Annotated in this window: 21 protein-coding genes; 12 read left to right on the top strand and 9 right to left on the bottom strand. The window is 70.6% G+C overall.

The window, feature by feature from the left end:
- Positions 1-83 precede the first annotated feature (83 nt).
- The 4 genes from ACIQ1J_RS15190 (at position 84) to ACIQ1J_RS15205 (ending at position 4,064) form a co-directional block, all read left to right on the top strand.
- Entirely contained in the window at positions 84-680 is a 597-nt protein-coding gene (locus ACIQ1J_RS15190; RefSeq protein ID WP_403557152.1) for a maleylpyruvate isomerase N-terminal domain-containing protein, read from the top strand.
- A 69-nt stretch (positions 681-749) separates the two neighbouring features.
- The gene (locus ACIQ1J_RS15195) at positions 750-1,652 is read left to right on the top strand and encodes an alpha/beta fold hydrolase (protein ID WP_403557153.1); all 903 of its coding nucleotides are present in this window, start codon (positions 750-752) and stop codon (positions 1,650-1,652) included.
- Between the two features lie 164 nt (positions 1,653-1,816).
- Positions 1,817-3,295, top strand: coding sequence for a GMC oxidoreductase (locus ACIQ1J_RS15200; RefSeq protein ID WP_403557154.1), 1,479 nt, complete (start codon positions 1,817-1,819; stop codon positions 3,293-3,295).
- 109 nt (positions 3,296-3,404) lie between these two features.
- Positions 3,405-4,064: an IS3 family transposase gene (locus tag ACIQ1J_RS15205; RefSeq protein ID WP_403557155.1), complete on the top strand. Its 660-nt coding sequence runs from the start codon at positions 3,405-3,407 to the stop codon at positions 4,062-4,064.
- Positions 4,065-4,201: 137 nt separating this feature from the next.
- Here ACIQ1J_RS15205 and ACIQ1J_RS15210 read toward each other — a convergent pair whose 3' ends face one another.
- The 3 genes from ACIQ1J_RS15210 to ACIQ1J_RS15220 all read right to left on the bottom strand — a co-directional run bounded on the left by ACIQ1J_RS15210 (position 4,202) and on the right by ACIQ1J_RS15220 (position 5,194).
- Entirely contained in the window at positions 4,202-4,438 is a 237-nt protein-coding gene (locus tag ACIQ1J_RS15210; RefSeq protein ID WP_403557156.1) for an integrase core domain-containing protein, read from the bottom strand.
- A 118-nt stretch (positions 4,439-4,556) separates the two neighbouring features.
- A complete protein-coding gene (locus ACIQ1J_RS15215) occupies positions 4,557-4,886 on the bottom strand; it encodes a DDE-type integrase/transposase/recombinase (RefSeq protein ID WP_403557157.1) in 330 nt (109 codons plus the stop codon).
- A gap of 17 nt (positions 4,887-4,903) precedes the next feature.
- Positions 4,904-5,194 carry a hypothetical protein gene (locus ACIQ1J_RS15220; protein WP_403557158.1) on the bottom strand — a complete coding sequence of 97 codons (291 nt, stop codon included), beginning with the start codon at positions 5,192-5,194 and terminating at the stop codon, positions 4,904-4,906.
- 297 nt (positions 5,195-5,491) lie between these two features.
- Here ACIQ1J_RS15220 and ACIQ1J_RS15225 point away from each other — a divergent pair, with 297 nt between their 5' ends.
- Positions 5,492-6,406, top strand: a complete 915-nt coding sequence (locus ACIQ1J_RS15225) for a HipA family kinase (RefSeq protein WP_403557159.1) — start codon at positions 5,492-5,494, stop codon at positions 6,404-6,406.
- Between the two features lie 82 nt (positions 6,407-6,488).
- Here ACIQ1J_RS15225 and aceB read toward each other — a convergent pair whose 3' ends face one another.
- Together aceB and ACIQ1J_RS15235 are read right to left on the bottom strand one after the other, a co-directional pair.
- Positions 6,489-8,111 carry a malate synthase A gene (aceB, locus tag ACIQ1J_RS15230; RefSeq protein ID WP_403557160.1) on the bottom strand — a complete coding sequence of 541 codons (1,623 nt, stop codon included), beginning with the start codon at positions 8,109-8,111 and terminating at the stop codon, positions 6,489-6,491.
- 184 nt (positions 8,112-8,295) lie between these two features.
- Positions 8,296-8,904, bottom strand: a complete 609-nt coding sequence (locus ACIQ1J_RS15235) for an NTP transferase domain-containing protein (protein WP_403557161.1) — start codon at positions 8,902-8,904, stop codon at positions 8,296-8,298.
- Between the two features lie 197 nt (positions 8,905-9,101).
- Here ACIQ1J_RS15235 and ACIQ1J_RS15240 point away from each other — a divergent pair, with 197 nt between their 5' ends.
- Positions 9,102-9,416 carry a DUF5955 family protein gene (locus ACIQ1J_RS15240; protein ID WP_210961650.1) on the top strand — a complete coding sequence of 105 codons (315 nt, stop codon included), beginning with the start codon at positions 9,102-9,104 and terminating at the stop codon, positions 9,414-9,416.
- Between the two features lie 82 nt (positions 9,417-9,498).
- On the opposite strand, the gene allR is transcribed toward ACIQ1J_RS15240, so the two are convergent.
- Positions 9,499-10,302: an allantoin degradation transcriptional regulator AllR gene (gene allR, locus ACIQ1J_RS15245; protein ID WP_121749919.1), complete on the bottom strand. Its 804-nt coding sequence runs from the start codon at positions 10,300-10,302 to the stop codon at positions 9,499-9,501.
- A 230-nt stretch (positions 10,303-10,532) separates the two neighbouring features.
- On the opposite strand from allR, the gene allB reads away from it, so the two are divergent.
- On the top strand, positions 10,533-11,870 hold the full coding sequence (gene allB, locus ACIQ1J_RS15250; protein ID WP_403557162.1) for an allantoinase AllB: 1,338 nt from the start codon (positions 10,533-10,535) through the stop codon (positions 11,868-11,870).
- Between the two features lie 61 nt (positions 11,871-11,931).
- Positions 11,932-13,062 (top strand): allantoicase, encoded by a 1,131-nt coding sequence (gene alc / locus ACIQ1J_RS15255; RefSeq protein ID WP_403557163.1) that lies wholly within the window; start codon positions 11,932-11,934, stop codon positions 13,060-13,062.
- Between the two features lie 236 nt (positions 13,063-13,298).
- Here the strand turns inward: alc and ACIQ1J_RS15260 are convergent, their stop codons facing one another.
- The gene (locus ACIQ1J_RS15260) at positions 13,299-14,069 is read right to left on the bottom strand and encodes an SDR family oxidoreductase (RefSeq protein ID WP_403557164.1); all 771 of its coding nucleotides are present in this window, start codon (positions 14,067-14,069) and stop codon (positions 13,299-13,301) included.
- A 133-nt stretch (positions 14,070-14,202) separates the two neighbouring features.
- Between ACIQ1J_RS15260 and ACIQ1J_RS15265 the strand changes: the two genes are divergently transcribed.
- Positions 14,203-14,745, top strand: coding sequence for a dihydrofolate reductase family protein (locus ACIQ1J_RS15265; RefSeq protein WP_403557165.1), 543 nt, complete (start codon positions 14,203-14,205; stop codon positions 14,743-14,745).
- 4 nt (positions 14,746-14,749) lie between these two features.
- Entirely contained in the window at positions 14,750-15,145 is a 396-nt protein-coding gene (locus ACIQ1J_RS15270; protein WP_403557166.1) for a ribonuclease domain-containing protein, read from the top strand.
- Between the two features lie 48 nt (positions 15,146-15,193).
- On the opposite strand, the gene ACIQ1J_RS15275 is transcribed toward ACIQ1J_RS15270, so the two are convergent.
- Positions 15,194-15,394 carry a hypothetical protein gene (locus ACIQ1J_RS15275; RefSeq protein ID WP_403557167.1) on the bottom strand — a complete coding sequence of 67 codons (201 nt, stop codon included), beginning with the start codon at positions 15,392-15,394 and terminating at the stop codon, positions 15,194-15,196.
- A gap of 179 nt (positions 15,395-15,573) precedes the next feature.
- Between ACIQ1J_RS15275 and ACIQ1J_RS15280 the strand changes: the two genes are divergently transcribed.
- Entirely contained in the window at positions 15,574-16,287 is a 714-nt protein-coding gene (locus ACIQ1J_RS15280; protein WP_403557168.1) for a response regulator transcription factor, read from the top strand.
- A 267-nt stretch (positions 16,288-16,554) separates the two neighbouring features.
- Here ACIQ1J_RS15280 and ACIQ1J_RS15285 read toward each other — a convergent pair whose 3' ends face one another.
- Positions 16,555-17,577: a Gfo/Idh/MocA family oxidoreductase gene (locus ACIQ1J_RS15285; RefSeq protein ID WP_403557169.1), complete on the bottom strand. Its 1,023-nt coding sequence runs from the start codon at positions 17,575-17,577 to the stop codon at positions 16,555-16,557.
- Positions 17,578-17,706: 129 nt separating this feature from the next.
- Between ACIQ1J_RS15285 and ACIQ1J_RS15290 the strand changes: the two genes are divergently transcribed.
- Positions 17,707-18,444 (top strand): myo-inositol degradation transcriptional regulator, encoded by a 738-nt coding sequence (locus ACIQ1J_RS15290; RefSeq protein WP_403557203.1) that lies wholly within the window; start codon positions 17,707-17,709, stop codon positions 18,442-18,444.
- Positions 18,445-18,563 lie beyond the last annotated feature (119 nt).

An 18,563-nucleotide genomic window follows, 5' to 3' on the forward strand; every position in this document is an offset into this window, starting at 1 on the left:
CCCGGGGACATTGGCCGCCCCGTGCTGTGAAAGCAAACCCACCGACCACCGACCTGACTACCGACCGGCAGGAGGCCGAGGCAGTGCGGATACCCCTGGAGCGGCAACTGCGTGAGGAAAGACGCCGGCTGCTGGACACGCTGGACGGGCTCTCCGACCAGGCGTTCGAGTCCGGTCACACGCTGTGCAGCGAATGGTCCCCGCGGGACATTCTCGCGCACCTCCTCGCCGTGGACCATCCCGTCGTCTCCTACCTCCCCTACGGAGTGTTCCCGCACAGGGCCAACCGGGCGCAGGTGCGGCGAGCGCGTCGGCTGCCGCGCAGCCGCATGATGACGCTGGGCCGCGCCTGGGCGGACCGCCCCTCCCTGACCAGCCGGTTGGGCGCCTCGATCACCCTTGGCGATCTCTCCATCCACCATCAGGACATCGTGCGCGGGCTGGGACTGCGACGGGACGTCCCCGCTTCCGCGTCGACCGCCATCCTCTGGGACGGGGCGATGCTGAGCATGAGCACCAACCTGCGGATTCTGCGGTACCGGCTGGTCCCCACCGACGGCCATCCCTCGATCGGACGGCCCCTCGCCCTGCCTGCCCCCGAGATCCACGGCACCAGGGAAGCACTCGGGCTGTGGCTCGCCGGACGTGACTGCGTGGCGGACGAGCTCGCCTTTCGCTGAGGGGCCTTCGCAGTGACCCCGTTCCTCCGTCGGCCGGATCGCACGTTCACACCGCGACAAGGAGCAAGCATGAGCCACCACTCACCAGCCGAACAGCGTGTGCAGGTGAACGGACTGTCGACGCTGTACTACGAAGCGGGGGAGGGCGCACCCGTCCTCGTGCTGCCCGGGGCCGGCGCCGACCCCAAAACCTGGTTCCGGGTCATGACGGAACTCGCCCGGACACATCGGGTCATCGTCCTGTCGTTGCCCGGGATGGGCGGCACCAGTCCGGGACAGAGTGTGCGTCCCGCGATGATGGCGTCCTTCGTGGCTGACTTCCTAGACGTTCTGGCCGTTGACTCCGTGGTCGCGTTGGGCCACTCCTACGGTGGTCTCGTGGTGGCCGAACTGGCTCTGCAACGGGCGGACGCCGTCAGCCGGCTGGTGCTGGTCGACGCCGGCGGCCTCGGCAGAGCGGCGCACCCGGCTGCGATCGCACTGTCCCTGCTGCCTGCGCGTGCGGCCGACGCGTTGTCCGCCGCTGTCTCCCTGCCCGGCGTTCCGACCGTATTCGCCCTCGCCAGCAATGTCCTGCTGCGGCAATCCTGGCGCATCCCTGGTCCAGTGTGGGCGGCCCAGCACCAACTGGCCCAGTCAAGAACGGCGTTGCGGGTATCGCTGGAGGTGTTCCGGGAGTGCGGCAGTCTCACCGGGCAACGCGAAAGCGTCATCGTGACTGACCGCTTGTGGGAGATCACTGTGCCGGCCCTGGTCATCTGGGGCGGCACCGACCAACTGTTCCCGGCGTGGCAGGGCTGGGCGGCGGCCCGCCGACTGCCGTCCGGGCGTTTCGTACTGCTGACGGGAGCCGGGCACCTCTCCTACCTGGACAGTCATCAGGAGTTCATGGACGCGCTTGGACCCTTCGTGCGCGACGACCTGACCAACGCGCGGTCGGATGACAGCGAGCTGACCGAGGAACGCGCGTGACTGGCGACGGTGACACGACGAAAGAGGGAGTCGGGCGGAGGGGCCGCCCTACTGACCCCCAGGAAGCCTGCCCGCCCGAGGGAGACCGGCAGGCGGACCCTCTCACGCACACCGGCCCGGTGCTCGTGGGACAGTCGCGCGCGGACCGGGAGGAACGGCACCGGGTGGTCATCATCGGGTCGGGGGTCGGGGGCAGCATCGCGGCCTTCCGGTTCGCTGAGGCAGGCATTGGCAACGTCGTCCTCGAGCGCGGTCGGCGCTGGCCCGTCACGCCCGCCGGCGACACCTTCCCGTGCTTTCCCTCCGCCGACCCCCGACTGATATGGCTGGACCGCGACTCCACCTCCCCGGCTGCCACCGGCAACCCACTGCTGTCCGCTCTCCGACGGGCGCTCTCGCTGGCACTGCCCCGATCTACTGGACTGCTGGAGGTAGACGTCCAGGACGGTGTGGTGCTCATCAACGGTGCGGGTGTCGGCGGCGGGACCCTGGTTTACGGAGGCGTGCTGGCCCAGCCACGCCGGGAACCCTTCCAGCAGTTGTTCCCTCCGGAGCTGGACTACGACGAACTTGACCGGATCTACTACCCGCGCGCCCGCGAACGACTGGTGGCGGCGCCGTTCCCCTCGAACCTGCTCCTACGCCACCCGTACCGGTCTAACCTCCTCTGGGACGTGGCCGCGAGGAAGTCCGGTCTGCCGACCGAAAGCATTGTGGGCAACTACGACTTCGACATCGTCCGGGCAGAACTCAACCGCACTCGCAAACCTGCGGCTATCAAAGGCCAGTACCACTTCACCGGCTGCAACAGCGGTGCGAAGATGAGCGCGGACCGCACGTACCTGCGCCGCGCCGAAGCCACCCAAAAGACCTCGGTACGGCCTCTGCACCGCGTGACCGACCTGTCCCAGGACACCGAAGGCAACTACCGCGTCCTCGCCGAGAGGCTGGACGAGCACGGTTCAGTACGGGAGAGGGTGGCCTTCATCTGCGACAAACTGGTGCTGGCGGCTGGAGCTCACACCCCACGGATGCTGTTGACCGCACGGGAAACCGGAACGCTGTCCCGGCTGCACGAGTCCATCGGCCACGGTTGGGGGTCCAACGGAGACCAGATGACCCTCATCAGAACGTCATCTCTGCCGATCGGCGCTTCACAGGGCGGACCTGCTGCCATGCTCGTGCGCAACGCCGAGGGCACCGCCGCCGTCATGCACGCCCCCATGCCCCTTCCTGTCGGCTCAGGTCTCCTGGTCTGCCTCGGCATGGGTATTTCCGACCGCTTCGGACAGTGGATGGTGACCGGTGACGGCCGCACCAAACTGCGGTGGACCGCCGACAACGACGCGACCCCGCGTCGCGCGGTGAACGACATCGTGCGCCGAGTGACACATCACCTCCCGCCAGGCAGCAAGGTGACGGCCCCGCGCCCGAGCCACCCCGTCGTCGCGCACCCGGTGGGTGGAGTCGCGCTGGGCACAAGCACCGATCTTGACGGAAGGCTGCACGGATACGTGGGGCTGTACTGCCTGGACGGCGCTCTCCTGCCGGGCTCCGCCGCTGCCGTTAACCCGGCACTGACCATCGCGGCGTTAGTCGAACGCTGCCTCGACCACATCATCCCCGACTTCGACCGCCGCTGAGCTCGACTCCGAGGTTCCCCGGGGATGCGGAAGTCGATGACGGAGGGTCGGGTGGTTCTCATGAGAGGAACATCGACCATGGCTGCCCCCAGGAAATACCCCGCTGGAGTTGCGTGAGCTCTCCATCGCCTCCTCCACCTACTACCGCCGGCGCCGGGCCGAGAAGGAGCCCTGCGAGCAGCGGCGCCGCGACGACGGGCTCACCGAGCAGATCAAGGAGATCCATGCCGGGTCCGGTGGCATCTACGGGTCACCACGGGTGCACGCCATGCTGTTACGCGAGGGTGTCCACGTGGGCCGCAAGCGTGTCGAGCGGTTGATGCGCGAGGCCGATCTGGCGGGTCTCAGCCCGCGCCGCGGCGGCTTCACGCGCCGCGATCCCAAGGCCGCACTCGCCCCGGACCTTGTCAACCGGGACTTCACCGCCCAGGGGCCGAACCGGCTGGGGGCCACCGACCTGACGATGATCCCGACCGCCGAGGGACCCCTGTGGCTGTCCGCGATCCGCGACGCGTTCTCCCGCCGGGTCGTGGCCTGGGAAACCTCCGCCCGCGCGGACGCCGACCTGGTCCGGTCCAGCCTGGAGTACGCGCTCGCCTCCCGCGAGGTCGAGCCCGGCAAGCTCGTCCACCACGCCGACCAAAGCTGTCAACACACGTCCATCAAACTCACAACTTGCCTTTTACGAGCCGGTATTGAGACGCCGATGGGCTTGGCCCCCTGTCTGTCAGCCTTGGGCGAGACGTCCCGCTGTGACGGGTTAGCCTGAGAGGGCACGGCAGGAGAATCACTCGTTATGACCAGCACCGAACCGGCCGGGTCCGACCCGGTGCCGAGGCCGAAGCGCCGCACCTTCACATGGGAGTACAAGCTGCGGATTGGACCGCCCCGGGTTCGGTAGAGATCTCAGATCGTGGTGATGACCTGGGGTTTCGTGCGTTCGGTGTAGTAGTTGGCTTCGTATTCGACGGGTGGGACACGGCCTATCTCACCGTGGAGTCGTCGGTGGTTGTACCAGTCGACCCACTCGGCGGTGGCGAGCTCGACGTCGGGCAGCGTCTTCCATGGCCGTCGGTGCTTGATCAGCTCGGTCTTGAACAGGCCGATCGTGCTCTCCATCAGGGCATTGACAGTCGTAGGCATCGCCGACCGGTCCGATCGAGGCGGCGATGCCGGCGGCGTCCAGATGCTCGGCGAGCCGGAAACTCGTGTATTGCGACCCGGCGTCGGAATGATGGACCAACTCACCCGGCCGGTCGGGCTATTCGTCGCGGTCGCGTTGCCGGATCGCCGTCTCCAGGGCGTCCAGCACGAGGACCGTCTCCTTCACGGTCGCGGCGGACCAGCCGACGATCCGGCGGGAGAAGGTGTCCACGGCGAACGCGACGTAGACGACACCGGCCCAGGTCTTCACGTGGGTGAAGTCCGCGACCCAGCACCGGTTCGGGGCGGCGGCGACGAAGTCGCGGTCGACCGGATCGGGAGCACGCTCGGTCTGTCCGCCGGGGAGCGTGGTGATGACGCGCTTGCCGCGCACCGCACCCTGGATGCCGAGCTCGCGCATCAGGCGCTCGACGGTGCAGCGGGCCACGGCATGTCCCTGCCGGTTCAGCGCCAGATCCTCCTCGCGCCGTAGACGCGGTAGTTGGACGTGTAGACGTCCTGGATCCACTCCTTGAGACCCTCGTCGCGCACGGAACGGGCCGAGGGAGTTTCGAGGCGCTTCTTGCAGGCGTAGTACGTGGAAGGGGCGATCTTGCAGTCAGGCTCGGTGAGCGTTTCGCAGATCGGCTCGACCCCGCCGAAGCGGTCCCGGTGCTCGTCGGTGAACGCTACGAGCGTGTGTGTGGCCGGTCGAGCTCGGCCGCGAAGAAGGACGCCTTGGATCCAACGGGTCAAGGCAACACTCTCGGCCGGGGTGCGGAAACCCAGGCACTTGCGGGGCGGTCGTTGAGTGGCGGTGGCTCGGGCACTCCTCGCCGACGATCACCCTGGGTTACTATGCCCACTCCATGCCGGAGGCCGGGAGCAAGGGGCGGACGGCCATTGACGGACTGCTGGAGAGGCAGGGAGATTTGCATGCCGGTCCGAACTCCCCAGATTCTCTCCCGGGCTGATAATGGGGGATCGGCCGCTGCCGGGCGCATCGATTTTGACCGTGGATTGCAAGGTGTGTGAAGTGGATGGCCTGAGAAAATGCTGAGAGAGGTCACCGTCACCCGCTACGTCGAACCCCTGCGATCCGGCGGTTCCGTCCCCGGAGTCGTCGAGGCCGACGACCTCGGCACCTACGTCGTGAAGTTCACCGGCTCCGCGCAGGGCCGCAAAGCGCTGGTCGCCGAGGTGGTCGTCGGCGAGCTGGCGCGTGAGCTGGGGCTTCGGGTGCCGGAGTTGGTTCTCGCCCACTTCGACCCGTCGATCGCCGCCGACGAACCGCACGAGGAGGTGCGGGACCTGCTGAACGCCAGCGCGGGACTCAACCTCGGCATGGACTACCTGTCGGGCGGCGCCGACTTCACGCCCGAGGTCGCGGAGGTGTTCCCGGTGGACGCGGAGGAGGCCGGGCGCGTCGTCTGGCTGGACGCCCTCACGGTGAACGTCGACCGCACGGTGCACAGCTCCAACCTGATGGTCTGGCCGACCTTCGGCACCGCGCCCCCGCGCCTGTGGCTCATCGACCACGGGGCGGCCCTCGTCTTCCACCACCGCTGGGACGCCTCCGCACCGGACAAGGCGTACGACTTCCGCCACCACGCCCTCGGCAACTACGCGCCGGACGTCCGCGCCGCCGACGCCGAGCTGGCGCCGAAGGTGACCAGGGAGCTGCTGCGCGAGGTGGTGGCACGGGTGCCGGAGGTCTGGCTGACCTGCGAGGCCGGCTTCGACACGCCGGACGAGGTCCGGGGTGCCTACGTCGGCTATCTGCACGCGCGCGTCCGGGCCTCCCGCGACTGGCTGCCCACCGACTTCCCGACCCGCGAGGAGCTCGCCGCCGAGAACGCCGCCCGTGCTGCGCGCACCCGGCGGGGCCGTCCCGACTGGCTCAAGCGAGTACCCGATCTGCACGGCAAGCCGCCCGCCGAGCAGGACTGGTCCGCGCACCTGGGCTGAGACGCGTCCGCGCCCCCGGTGCTGTGCGGTACCGGGGGCGCGGACGGGCTCTCCTGCGGACGGGCTCTCCTGGGGCCGGGCGTCAGCCCTTCAGCTGCTCGTACGCCGGCAGCGTCAGGAAGTCGGCGTAGTCCTCGTCGAGGGAGACGGTCAGCAGCAGGTCGTGGGCCTGCTGCCAGTTGCCGGCCGCGAAGGCCTCGTCGCCGATCTCGGCGCGGATGTTCGCCAGCTCCTCGGCGGCGACCTTGCGGGCCAGCTCGGTGGTGACCTGCTCGCCGTTGTCGAGGACGACCTCCGCGTTGATCCACTGCCAGATCTGCGAGCGGGAGATCTCGGCGGTGGCCGCGTCCTCCATCAGGTTGAAGATGGCGACGGCGCCGAGGCCGCGCAGCCACGCCTCGATGTAGCGGATGCCGACCTGCACGGCGTTGACCAGGCCCGCGTACGTCGGCTTGGCGTCCAGGGAGTCGACGGCGATCAGGTCGGCCGCCTCGACGTCGACGTCCTCGCGCAGCCGGTCCTTCTGGTTGGGCCGGTCGCCGAGCACCTTGTCGAAGGACTCCATCGCGATCGGGACCAGGTCGGGGTGGGCGACCCAGGAGCCGTCGAAGCCGTCACCGGCCTCGCGGTCCTTGTCGGCGCGGACCTTCTCGAAGGCCACCTTGTTGACCTCGGCGTCCCGGCGGGACGGGATGAACGCCGCCATGCCGCCGATCGCGTGCGCGCCCCGCTTGTGGCAGGTGCGGACGAGGAGTTCGGTGTACGCGCGCATGAACGGGGCGGTCATCGTCACCGCGTTGCGGTCCGGGAGGACGAACTTGGCACCGCCGTCACGGAAGTTCTTGACGATGGAGAACAGGTAGTCCCAGCGGCCGGCGTTCAGCCCGGAGGCGTGGTCGCGCAGTTCGTAGAGGATCTCCTCCATCTCGTACGCGGCCGTGATCGTCTCGATCAGGACGGTGGCGCGGACGGTCCCCTGCGGGATGCCGGCGTAGTCCTGCGCGAAGACGAAGACCTCGTTCCAGAGGCGGGCCTCCAGGTGCGACTCCGTCTTCGGGAGGTAGAAGTACGGGCCCTTGCCGAGGTCCAGCAGACGCTGGGCGTTGTGGAAGAAGTACAGGCCGAAGTCGACCAGGGCACCGGGGACCGGCCGGCCGTCGACCCGGAGGTGGCGCTCGTCGAGGTGCCAGCCGCGCGGGCGCATCACGACCGTCGCCAGTTCCTCGTCCGGGCGCAGGGCGTACGACTTGCCGGTGCGCTCGTCGGTGAAGTCGATGCTCCGCGTGTAGGCGGAGGCCAGGTTGAGCTGACCGAGGACGACGTTCTCCCAGGTCGGCGCGGAGGCGTCCTCGAAGTCCGCGAGCCAGACCTTCGCGCCCGAGTTGAGGGCGTTGATGGTCATCTTGCGGTCGGTCGGGCCGGTGATCTCGACCCGGCGGTCCTGCAGCGCGGCCGGAGCGGGGGCCACTTTCCAGGAGTCGTCCGCGCGGACGGCGGCGGTCTCCGGGAGGAAGTCGAGGGTGGAGGTGCGGGCGATCTCGGCGCGGCGCTCCGCACGGCGGGCGAGGAGTTCGTCACGCCGGGGCGTGAACCGCCGGTGCAGCTCGGCCACGAAGGCGAGCGCCGCATCGGTGAGGACCTCCTCCTGCCGGGGCAGGGGCTCGGCGTCGACGATGGCCAGCGTGGACGGCGCTGGTGCGGACATGAGCTGTCACTTCCTTCAGCGGTGGCACCGGGTGCCAACGGGCACGTATGGGGCATAGCGCACTCGCTGTGCGGTTGAGTGCTTCTGGTCAGTGGATAGTAGTTTCCTCATTGTGGAACTTCAATGGTTTGTTGATGTCGAGATTCTCTGAGTCGAGGGAAGGTGGCGCCCAGTGCCACACTCCTTACTCAAGGTGGCGCAGGTCGGCCTCGGTATCGATGTCGTACGGCCGCGCCACGTCCGCGCACTCCACCAGTGTGATGTCCGCCTCGTGTTCCCTCAGATAGGCGCGTGCCCCCCGGTCCCCGGTGGCAGTCGCCGAGACGCCCGCCCAGTGGGCGGCGCCGAGGAGGACGGGATGTCCGCGTTCGCCCGCGTACGCCGCCGATGCGAGTGATGTCTCGTCCCGGCAGGCGGCGCGCACCCGCGCCATCGCCTCCGCTCCGATGCCGGGCTGGTCCACCAGTGAGACCAGCGCGGCCCGCAGCCCCGCCCCGGCCGGCCCGGCCAGCGAGCCGAGCCCGGCGCGCAGTGACGACCCCATGCCCTGCTCCCAGTCGGGGTTCTCCACGACGACGCACCCGTCGAGTACCGCGCGCGCGCGTACGGTCTCGGCCCGCGCCCCCAGGACGACGTGCACGCGGGCGCAACCGGCCGCGCGCAACGCGGCGATCGCGTGTTCGACGAGTGGTTGTCCACGGTGTTCGAGCAGTGCCTTGGGGCGTCCGCCGAGTCGCCGCCCGCCCCCGGCGGCGAGCAGCAGCCCCGCTACCTGGTCTTCGTTCTCCGTCATGCGTCCTGCATACCTGACCGCCCGCCAAACGCTCCGGCGTGCGCTGGGTTTCGGAAGACTGAAATTCGGTCCGCGCGGTGGCGCGTCCGGTGCGGGGTGGCGTTTACTGGCCCGCGTCCCCGGCGCCGGACCAGCGTCAGGGGCGCTCGGCGCGATCACCACGTAGGGGCGCACGACGGGGTGCGAGGGGAAGGGTTGTGTTGCGGAGCTTGGGGCAGAGGCAAGTGACCGTGGGTGACGAGGACGTGAGGGTGGCGGCACTGCGGACCGCGGTGTCCCGGTTGCGCTGCCAGCTCGCCCTGTTGCCTGCCGATTTCCCGGACCGGGCCATCGCCGAGGACGAACTGGCCGACCTTGCCGCGATGACGAACCACGGTGTCCCCGAGGTGCCGCGGCTGCGCCGCGCCCTGCTGCTGATAGCCGGCGCGATCGGCTCCGTCAGCGCCCTGTCCCGGGGACTGACGGAGGTCCGTCACGCCGTGGAACTGTTCGGCGAACCCCCGCGCCGCTGAGTCCCGTGCTGCTGGGTCCCGCGCCGCTGAGTTCCGCGCCGCTGGGTCCCGCCCCCGCGGGGTCCCGCGACGCGGCGGCGGGTCACGCCGCCGGGTTGCCGTTCGAGGTGAGCAGGGCCTCCGACAGCTCCGCCGCCACCTGCTGGAGCAGTGGCACCATCCGGTCGGTCGCGGCCTCCGTGACCCGGCCGGCCGGGCCGGAGATCGAGATCGCCGCAGCGGTGGGGGAGTTCGGCACGGAGACGGCCAGGCAGCGGACGCCGATCTCCTGCTCGTTGTCGTCGATCGCGTACCCCTGGCGGCGCACGTCCGCCAGCGCCGCGATGAAGCCGTCCGGAGTGGTGATCGTCTTGTCGGTCGCGGCCGGCATGCCGGTGCGGCCCAGCAGGGCCCGCACCTCGTCCGCCGGGAAGTCCGCGAGCAGCGCCTTGCCGACGCCCGTGGAGTGCGGCAGGACGCGGCGGCCGACCTCGGTGAACATGCGCATCGAGTGCTTGGACGGCACCTGGGCGACGTACACGATCTCGTCCCCGTCGAGCAGTGCCATGTTCGCCGTCTCGCCGGTCTCCTCGACCAGACGGGCCAGGTGCGGGCGGGCCCAGGTGCCGAGCAGCCGGGCGGCGGACTCGCCGAGCCGGATCAGGCGGGGGCCGAGCGCGTAGCGGCGGTTGGGCTGCTGGCGTACGTATCCGCAGGCCACGAGCGTGCGCATCAGGCGGTGGATGGTCGGCAGCGGCAGCCCGCTGCTCGCGGAGAGCTCGCTCAGGCCGACCTCGCCGCCCGCGTCCGCCATCCGTTCGAGCAGGTCGAAGGCGCGCTCCAGGGACTGGACGCCGCCTGTGGCGGACCTGGCGGAGTCGGTGGTGCTGGCGCTGGACGTCGGCACGGCACGTTCCTTTCGGGGCTGGCGGGAGGAAAGAAGCGTACCCGGCGGCCGGTTGACTACCGGCTTGTACGTAGCTACGTTCTGCTTGCTGGAATTCTAATTCCGCTTTGTGGAAACGTCCAGGGTGGGGTCGCTGGGCATGCCCGCACAAAGGGTGCCTCTTGACGGCGCGGAACCGGGAATGAAGACTCCTTCAACAGAACGTTGAAATCGGTGAGAGAGAGGTTCGGGTGTCCGAAGCTGAACTGGTGCTGCGCTCGACGCGCGTCATCACTCCCGAGGGGATACGCGCCGCGTCGATCGCGGTGACCGGGGAGAAGATCACGGCCGTCCTGCCGTACGACGCCCCCGTCCCGGCGGACGCCCGGCTGGAGGACGTCGGCGACCACGTCGTGCTGCCCGGCCTGGTCGACACCCACGTGCACGTGAACGACCCCGGCCGCACCGAGTGGGAGGGCTTCTGGACCGCCACCCGCGCCGCGGCGGCCGGCGGCATCACCACCCTCGTCGACATGCCGCTCAACTCCATCCCGCCGACCACCACGGTGGAGAACCTGCGCACCAAGCGCGAGGTCGCCGCCGACAAGGCCCACATCGACGTCGGCTTCTGGGGCGGCGCCCTGCCCGACAACGTCAAGGACCTGCGCCCGCTGCACGAGGCCGGGGTCTTCGGCTTCAAGGCCTTCCTGTCGCCGTCGGGCGTGGACGAGTTCCCGCACCTCGACCACGAGCAGCTCGCCCGGTCCCTCGCGGAGATCGCCGCCTTCGACGGCCTGCTGATCGTGCACGCCGAGGACCCGCACCACCTGGCCGCGGCCCCGCAGCAGGGCGGCCCGAAGTACTCGCACTTCCTCGCCAGCCGCCCGCGCGACGCCGAGGACACCGCGATCGCCGCGCTCCTCGCGCAGGCCAAGCGGCTCAACGCGCGCGTGCACGTGCTCCACCTGTCCTCCAGCGACGCTCTGCCGCTGATCGCCGAGGCCCGCGCCGACGGCGTACGGGTCACCGTCGAGACGTGCCCCCACTACCTCACCCTCACCGCCGAGGAAGTGCCGGACGGCGCCAGCGAGTTCAAGTGCTGCCCGCCGATCCGCGAGGCCGCCAACCAGGACCTGCTGTGGCAGGCCCTGGCGGACGGCACGATCGACTGCGTGGTCACCGACCACTCGCCGTCCACCGCCGACCTGAAGACCGACGACTTCGCCACCGCCTGGGGCGGCATCGCCGGCCTCCAGCTCAGCCTGCCGGCCATGTGGACCAAGGCCCGTGAGCGCGGCCACGGCCTGGAGGACATCGTGCGCTGGATGTCCGCGAACACGGCACGCCAGGTGGGACTCGACGGACGCAAGGGCGCCATCGCGGCCGGCCACGACGCCGACTTCGCGGTCCTCGCCCCGGACGAGGCGTTCACCGTCGACCCGGCCGCCCTCCAGCACCGCAACCGCGTCACCGCGTACGCGGGCAAGACCCTGTACGGCGTCGTGAAGTCCACCTGGCTGCGCGGACAGCGCGTCGTGGCGGACGGCGCGTTCACCGAGCCGAAGGGACAGCTCCTCACCCGGACCTGACCCGTCCGGACCCCTGAACCCAGCTCACCTCGAACGACCCCGAAAGGAACACCTGATCACCGTGACGGCCCAGCAGAACCCCTCGTTGGCCAGCTTCACCGGAGACGCGAACCCCTACGGAGGCGGCGACCCGTACGCGGACTACCGCACCGCCGACCTCCCCTTCACCCAGTACGCCAACCTTGCCGACCGGCAGCTCGGCGCGGGTGTCGTCGCCGCCAACGACGAGTTCTTCGCCCAGCGTGAGAACCTGCTGGTGCCCGAGCCCGCCGAGTTCGACCCCGAGCACTTCGGGCACAAGGGCAAGGTCATGGACGGCTGGGAGACCCGCCGCCGCCGCGGCGTCTCCGCCGAGCAGCCCTGGCCGACCGAGGACGACCACGACTGGGCGCTGATCCGCCTCGGCGCCCCCGGCGTCGTCCGCGGCATCGTCGTCGACACCGCCCACTTCCGCGGCAACTACCCGCAGGCGGTCTCCGTCGAGGGCGCCTCGGTCGCCGGCTCCCCGTCGCCCGAGGAGCTGCTCGCGGACGACGTGAAGTGGACGACCCTCGTCCCGCGCACCGCGGTCGGCGGCCACGCCGCCAACGGCTTCGCCGTCTCGGCCGAGCAGCGCTTCACGCACCTGCGCGTCAAGCAGCACCCCGACGGCGGCATCGCCCGCCTGCGCGTGTACGGCGAGGTCGTCCCGGACCCGGCGTGGCTCACCGCCCTCGGCACCTTCGACGTGGTCGCCCTGGAGAACGGCGGCCAGGTCGAGGACGCCTCCAACCTCTTCTACTCGCCGGCCACCAACACCATCCAGCCGGGCCGCTCCCGCAAGATGGACGACGGCTGGGAGACCCGCCGCCGGCGCGACCGGGGCAACGACTGGATCAGCTACCGGCTGGTGGACCGCGCCCAGATCCGCGCGGTCGAGATCGACACGGCGTACCTGAAGGGCAACTCGGCCGGCTGGGCGTCGGTGTCCGTGAAGGACGGCGAGTCCGGCGAGTGGCGCGAGGTACTGCCGCGCACCCGCATGCAGCCCGACACCAACCACCGCTTCGTCCTGCCCGAGGCGGCCGTCGGCACTCACGCGCGCGTGGACATCTTCCCCGACGGCGGCATCTCCCGCCTGCGCCTGTTCGGCTCGCTGACGGAGGACGGCGCCACTCACCTGGCCGCCCGCCACCAGGAACTCGGCGGCTGAGCCAGTAGACGGACCGCCCGCCACCAGGAACTCGGCGGCTGAGCCAGTAGACGGACCGGCCGCCTGCCGACCGGGGCGGCCGACCCACGACCGGGGCGGCCGCCCCACCGGAACGGGGCGGCCGGCCCGCCGAGACCCGCGGGGCGCACCGGCCGGACAGCACCGGTGCGCCCCGCGCGCGTCCGCGGACGAGCGCGCCACCCCCGCCGGTGCCGTCCCCGCAGCGGATCCGCCGCTTACGCCGCGTGCCCGCCGTCCACCGAGAACTCCGCGCCCGTCACGTACGAGGCAGCCGCCAGGTACGCCACCGTCGACGCGACCTCGTCCGCCGTGCCGAAGCGGCCCAGCGCCGTCATGGCCGCCTGCCCGTCGGCGTAGGGACCGTCCGCCGGGTTCATGTCGGTGTCGATCGGCCCGGGGTGGACGATGTTCGCCGTGATCCCCCGCGGGCCCAGCTCCCTGGCCAGGGCCTTGGTCAGCCCGATCAGCGCCGACTTACTCGTCGCGTAGAGCGTCCCGCCCGGTCCGGGCACCCGCTGGGTCATGCACGTGCCGATCGTGATGATCCGGCCGCCCTCGGACATGTGGGACGCGGCCGCCTGCGAGGTCAGGAAGACCCCGCGCACGTTCACGGCCAGCAGCCGGTCGACGTCGGCTAGCGACAGCCCCTCCAGCGGGCCGAGCAGGCCCATGCCCACGTTGTTGACCAGCACGTCGAGGCGTCCGCCGAGCGCCTGTGCCGCCCGCTCCACCACTCCGGCGGCCTCGTCGGCGTCGGCGGAGTCCGCCCGCAGGGCCACCGCCCGTCGCCCCAGTGCCTCGACGGCCCGGACGACGTCCGCGGCCGCGTCCTTGCCGTTCACATAGGTGAGGGCCACATCGGCGCCGTCCCTCGCCAGCCGCAGCGCGGTCGCCGCGCCGATACCGCGACTGCCGCCCGTCACCAGGGCGGTCCGGCCGGTCAGAGGTGCCGAAGGGTGAGCCGGTGTTTCCGTGTTCGTGTTCATGGGTCCATCCCAGCGGGCCGGGCCCCAGCGCGCTGGCGGCGAACGGACGTCGACCTGACCGATGAGTCGCCGGCGCCGGCGGAGTCCGAACCGGTGACAGCGAAGACCGCGGCACCGAAAGCAGGTACCCGTCATGGGCAAGCTCGTACTCACCACGTTCATCTCACTCGACGGCGTCCACCAGGCCCCCGGCGGGCCCCGGGAGGACACCCGCGACGGCTTCGAGCAGGGCGGCTGGAGCGTTCCGTACGGCGACGAGGACTTCGGCCGGTTCGTCGACGAGGTCTTCGGCCGCGTCGGCGCGTTCCTCCTCGGCCGCCGCACGTACGACATCTTCGCCTCGTACTGGCCGAAGATGACCGACCCGGCCGACCCCGTCGCGTCCAAGCTGAACGGTCTGCCGAAGTTCGTCGCCTCCACCACCCTCACCGACCCCGGCTGGGCGGGCACGACCGTGCTCGGCGGCGACCTGGCCAAGGAGGTCACGGCGCTGAAGGAGCGCACCGACGGGGAGCTCCAGGTGCACGGCAGCGGAGCGCTGGCGGGTTCGCTGCTGGCGCTCGACCTCGTCGACTCCGTTCGTACGAGCTGTGAACGCGCCGAAAACACATCTGGCTTCCCGGTAAACTCCACAGCCTTGTCATTGACATGCCACTGTCTACGCGCGTCATCATGAGGTCATGCGATTCCCCCCACGCGCCGCTCGGCTCGGCGCAGCAGCCGCAGTCCTGTCCGCCCTTCTCGTGGGTGGCACCGTCTCCGCGACCACGGCCGGCGCCGCCCCCGCGGCGGTCGGTGACATCTGCTACGGCGACCTGCCCCCACAGGCGCACGACACGCTCGACCTGATCGAGCAGGGCGGCCCCTACCCCTTCGAACAGGACGGCACCGTCTTCCAGAACAGGGAGGGCCTCCTGCCCAGTCAGTCCACCGGCTACTACCACGAGTACACGGTGATCACCCCTGGCGTCGACACGCGCGGTGCCCGCCGGATCGTCACCGGTGACGCCTCCCAGGAGGACTACTACACGGCCGACCACTACGCCTCGTTCGACCTCGTCGACCACGGCTGCTGAGGGCGGCGCCACCGGGCCCGGGGCAGGTCCCGGGGCCGGGGCCCGGGCTCACCCTGACTTCCGGCTCTCGGCGGCGGCGAACAGCGCGCCGCCGAGAGCGAGCAGCGCCACACTCGCGTAGACCTCGTAGCCATCGAGGAGACCGGTCCGCTGCACCAGGCCCCAATCCCACTCGGTGAACTCGTTCACCAGGCCCACCACACCTTGAAGTACGGCGATCAGGCCCAGGAACTCCAGCAATTCGTTCATGCCTCGACTCTCGCCCCGCGGTCCCCCCACACACATCGGCCGCGGGGCGAGCCTTTCCCGACGAAAGGCGCCGTCCTGCGCGACCCGGTGCGCCGAAAGTCGGCGGTTCCTGCGACTTCGGTCGGTGATCCCGTCCTACCGGCCGTCACGGCCGCCGTCGCTGCGTAGATTCGTCGACTGTGAACAGTGAGAAGCAGGTCACGACACCCCCCGCGTTCGGGAGGCGGCGCTGGGTGCTGCCGGCGACGCTGGTCGAGGACCTGTACCCGGAATACCGGCGGCCCGGCGGGCGGCCCCGGCGCTCCGCGCGCGACTGGATCGTCGATTTCACGTGCTTCCTGCTCGCGGTCGTCATCGGTCTGCTGGCCGCCGACACGCTCCAGGACGAGCCGGACCTCTCACTGGCCATGGAGGTCGCCGACCAGCTCGTCGGTGCCCTGGCCTGCGCCGCCGTCTGGCTCCGCCGCCGGTGGCCGGTCGGGCTGGCCGTGGCGATGGTGCCCGTCTCCCTCGTCTCGGCCACCGCGGGAGGTGCCGTCCTCGCCTCTCTGTTCACACTCGCCGTACACCGGCCCTTCCGGTACGTGGCCTGGACCGGCGGCGCGAGCTTCGCCCTGACGCCCCTGTTCTACTGGATGCGTCCGGAACCCGGCCTGCCGTACCTGGCGTCGCGCGTCGCCGCCCTCAACGACCGTGAACGCGAGGTCGCCGTCGCGGTCGGCAGGGGCCTGGCCAACGCCGCCATCGCGGCTGAACTCTTCATGAGCGTCGCCACCGTCAAGACCCACGTCTCACGCATCCTGGCCAAGCTCGACCTCAACAACCGGGTCCAGGTGGCCCTGCTGGTCTACGACGCGGGGCTGCTGGACGAAGAAGGGGAGGACCGGTCCTAGCCCTGTCGTCAGACTCCCGTCTGCCTCGCGACGCCATGCACGCACTCTCGCCGCACGGGGCCCTGACCCAAGTACATCCAGTACGGGGATCAGGGCCCCGCACGCCGAGAGCACGCACCTGACGCCGCGAGGCCCGCCCTCCGGGCGGACGACGGGAGTCTGACGACAGGACCTAGTCGCAGGCACGGGCGACTGCGGCGCCGCGTGATCGGCCTGGGGACTCGGAGCCCGCCGACGGCTTCCGCAGGAGGCCGCTCAGGAACCGGCTCACCCCGCCACGGACGCCTCGGCCCCCGGGATCTCCGTCAGCCGCACCGGCCTGCGTTCGCGCCGGGAGACCTCACAGGCCTCGGCGATCCGCAGCGCCTGAAGTGCCTCGCGCCCGTCGCACGGATTGGCCCGCTCGCCGCGCACGACCTCCACGAACGTGCTCAGCTCAGCCTCGTAGGCCGGACCGAACCGCTCCACGAAGCCGGTCCACGGCTTGTCCGCGGCCGGCGGCCCGGTGGGCTCCGTCGAGGCGATCGGCGTACGGTCGTCCAGGCCCACGACGATCTGGTCCAGCTCCCCGGCCAGCTCCATGCGCACGTCGTACCCCGCGCCGTTCAGCCGCGTCGCCGTCACCGTGGCCAGCGTGCCGTCGTCCAGCGTGAGGAGCGCCGCGCCCGTGTCCACGTCGTCCGCGGCGCGGAACATCGGCGGCCCGGCGTCGGACCCGGCGGCGTACACGTCGGTGATCTCCCGGCCGGTCACCCAGCGCAGGATGTCGAAGTCGTGGATGAGCGTGTCCCGGTAGAGCCCGCCGGACTGCGGCAGGTACGCGGCCGGCGGCGGCGCCTGGTCGCTGGTCACCGCCCGGACGGTGTGCAGTCGGCCGAGCCGCCCGGACCGTACCGCCTCACGGGCCCCCGTGTAGCCGGTGTCGAAGCGGCGCTGGAACCCCATCTGCAGGATCGTCCCGGCGGCTTCCACCTCGGCGATGGCCTGCAGCGTGCCGGGCAGGTCCAGGGCGATGGGCTTCTCGCAGAACACCGGTAAACCCGAGCGTGCTGCCCGACCGATCAGTTCGGCGTGGGCCGGCGTCGCCGTGGTGATCACCACGGCGTCCACGCCCCACTGGAAGATCTCGTCCACTCCCGGTGCCGCCGTCTCGCCCAGCCGGTGGGCCAGGTCCTGGGCACGCGCGATGTCGGCGTCCGTGAGGATCAGGGATCCGACGTCGCGGTGACGGCTGAGCGTGTTGGCGTGAACGGTACCGATGCGGCCCGTTCCGATGACCCCGATGCGCATGGAATCAAAGTGGGCTCACAGCCCGTGCGCTGTCAATGCGTATGTCCGGACAATCGAACTACACAACTTCCCGTCAACAGCGCACGGAGCTACGCTCGGCCCGTGCCGAAACCAGAAGTGGACCCCACCGTGTCGCTGGACCTCAGCGTGGATCGCAGCAGCCCCGTGCCGCTGTACTTCCAGCTGTCGCAGCAGCTGGAGGCGGCGATCGAGCACGGCGCGCTGACCCCCGGCAGCCTGCTGGGCAACGAGATCGAGCTGGCCGCGCGGCTCGGCCTGTCCCGGCCCACCGTCCGCCAGGCCATCCAGTCGCTCGTCGACAAGGGCCTGCTGGTGCGCCGTCGGGGCGTCGGCACCCAGGTCGTGCACAGCAAGGTCAAGCGCCCGCTCGAGCTCAGCAGTCTCTACGACGACCTGGAGGCGGCGGGCCAGCGCCCGGCCACGAAGGTCCTGGTCAACACCGTCGTTCCCGCGACCGCCGAGGTCGCCGCCGCGCTCGGCGTCGCCGAGGAGAGCGACGTGCACCGGGTGGAGCGGCTGCGGCTGACGCACGGAGAGCCGATGGCGTATCTGTGCAACCACCTGCCGCCCGGTCTCGTCGACCTGGACACCGCGCAACTGGAGGCCACCGGCCTGTACCGGCTGATGCGCGCCGCCGGGACAACGCTGCACAGCGCCCGCCAGTCCATCGGCGCCCGCGCCGCCACCGCCGACGAGGCCGAGCGGCTCGGCGAGGACGAGGGCGCCCCCCTGCTCACCATGGAGCGCACGACGTTCGACGACACGGGACGCGCGGTCGAGCTCGGCACGCACACCTACCGGCCGTCCCGCTACTCCTTCGAGTTCCAGCTACTCGTACGGTCCTGACCTGCGCCGACCGGCGGCCCGGGGGCGCCGTGAGGTTTCCCGCGCGGCTCGCCGTGCGAGTTCGTGCCAATGTCCGGACAATGTGACCGACGCCTGCTCCCCGGCGCCGAGTGATCGAT

This window comes from Streptomyces sp. NPDC097107, from assembly GCF_044762405.1.
Classification (GTDB): domain Bacteria; phylum Actinomycetota; class Actinomycetes; order Streptomycetales; family Streptomycetaceae; genus Streptomyces; species Streptomyces thinghirensis.

Coding starts and splice junctions, on each gene's coding strand:
- ACIQ1J_RS15235 (WP_403557161.1), bottom strand. CDS start 8,904: ATGACGGAGAACGAAGACCAGGTAGCGGGGCTGCTGCTCGCCGCCGGG.
- ACIQ1J_RS15260 (WP_403557164.1), bottom strand. CDS start 14,069: ATGAACACGAACACGGAAACACCGGCTCACCCTTCGGCACCTCTGACC.
- ACIQ1J_RS15275 (WP_403557167.1), bottom strand. CDS start 15,394: ATGAACGAATTGCTGGAGTTCCTGGGCCTGATCGCCGTACTTCAAGGT.
- ACIQ1J_RS15285 (WP_403557169.1), bottom strand. CDS start 17,577: ATGCGCATCGGGGTCATCGGAACGGGCCGCATCGGTACCGTTCACGCC.
- ACIQ1J_RS15270 (WP_403557166.1), top strand. CDS start 14,750: ATGCGATTCCCCCCACGCGCCGCTCGGCTCGGCGCAGCAGCCGCAGTC.
- ACIQ1J_RS15210 (WP_403557156.1), bottom strand. CDS start 4,438: ATGCCTACGACTGTCAATGCCCTGATGGAGAGCACGATCGGCCTGTTC.
- ACIQ1J_RS15225 (WP_403557159.1), top strand. CDS start 5,492: ATGCTGAGAGAGGTCACCGTCACCCGCTACGTCGAACCCCTGCGATCC.
- ACIQ1J_RS15195 (WP_403557153.1), top strand. CDS start 750: ATGAGCCACCACTCACCAGCCGAACAGCGTGTGCAGGTGAACGGACTG.
- aceB (WP_403557160.1), bottom strand. CDS start 8,111: ATGTCCGCACCAGCGCCGTCCACGCTGGCCATCGTCGACGCCGAGCCC.
- ACIQ1J_RS15265 (WP_403557165.1), top strand. CDS start 14,203: ATGGGCAAGCTCGTACTCACCACGTTCATCTCACTCGACGGCGTCCAC.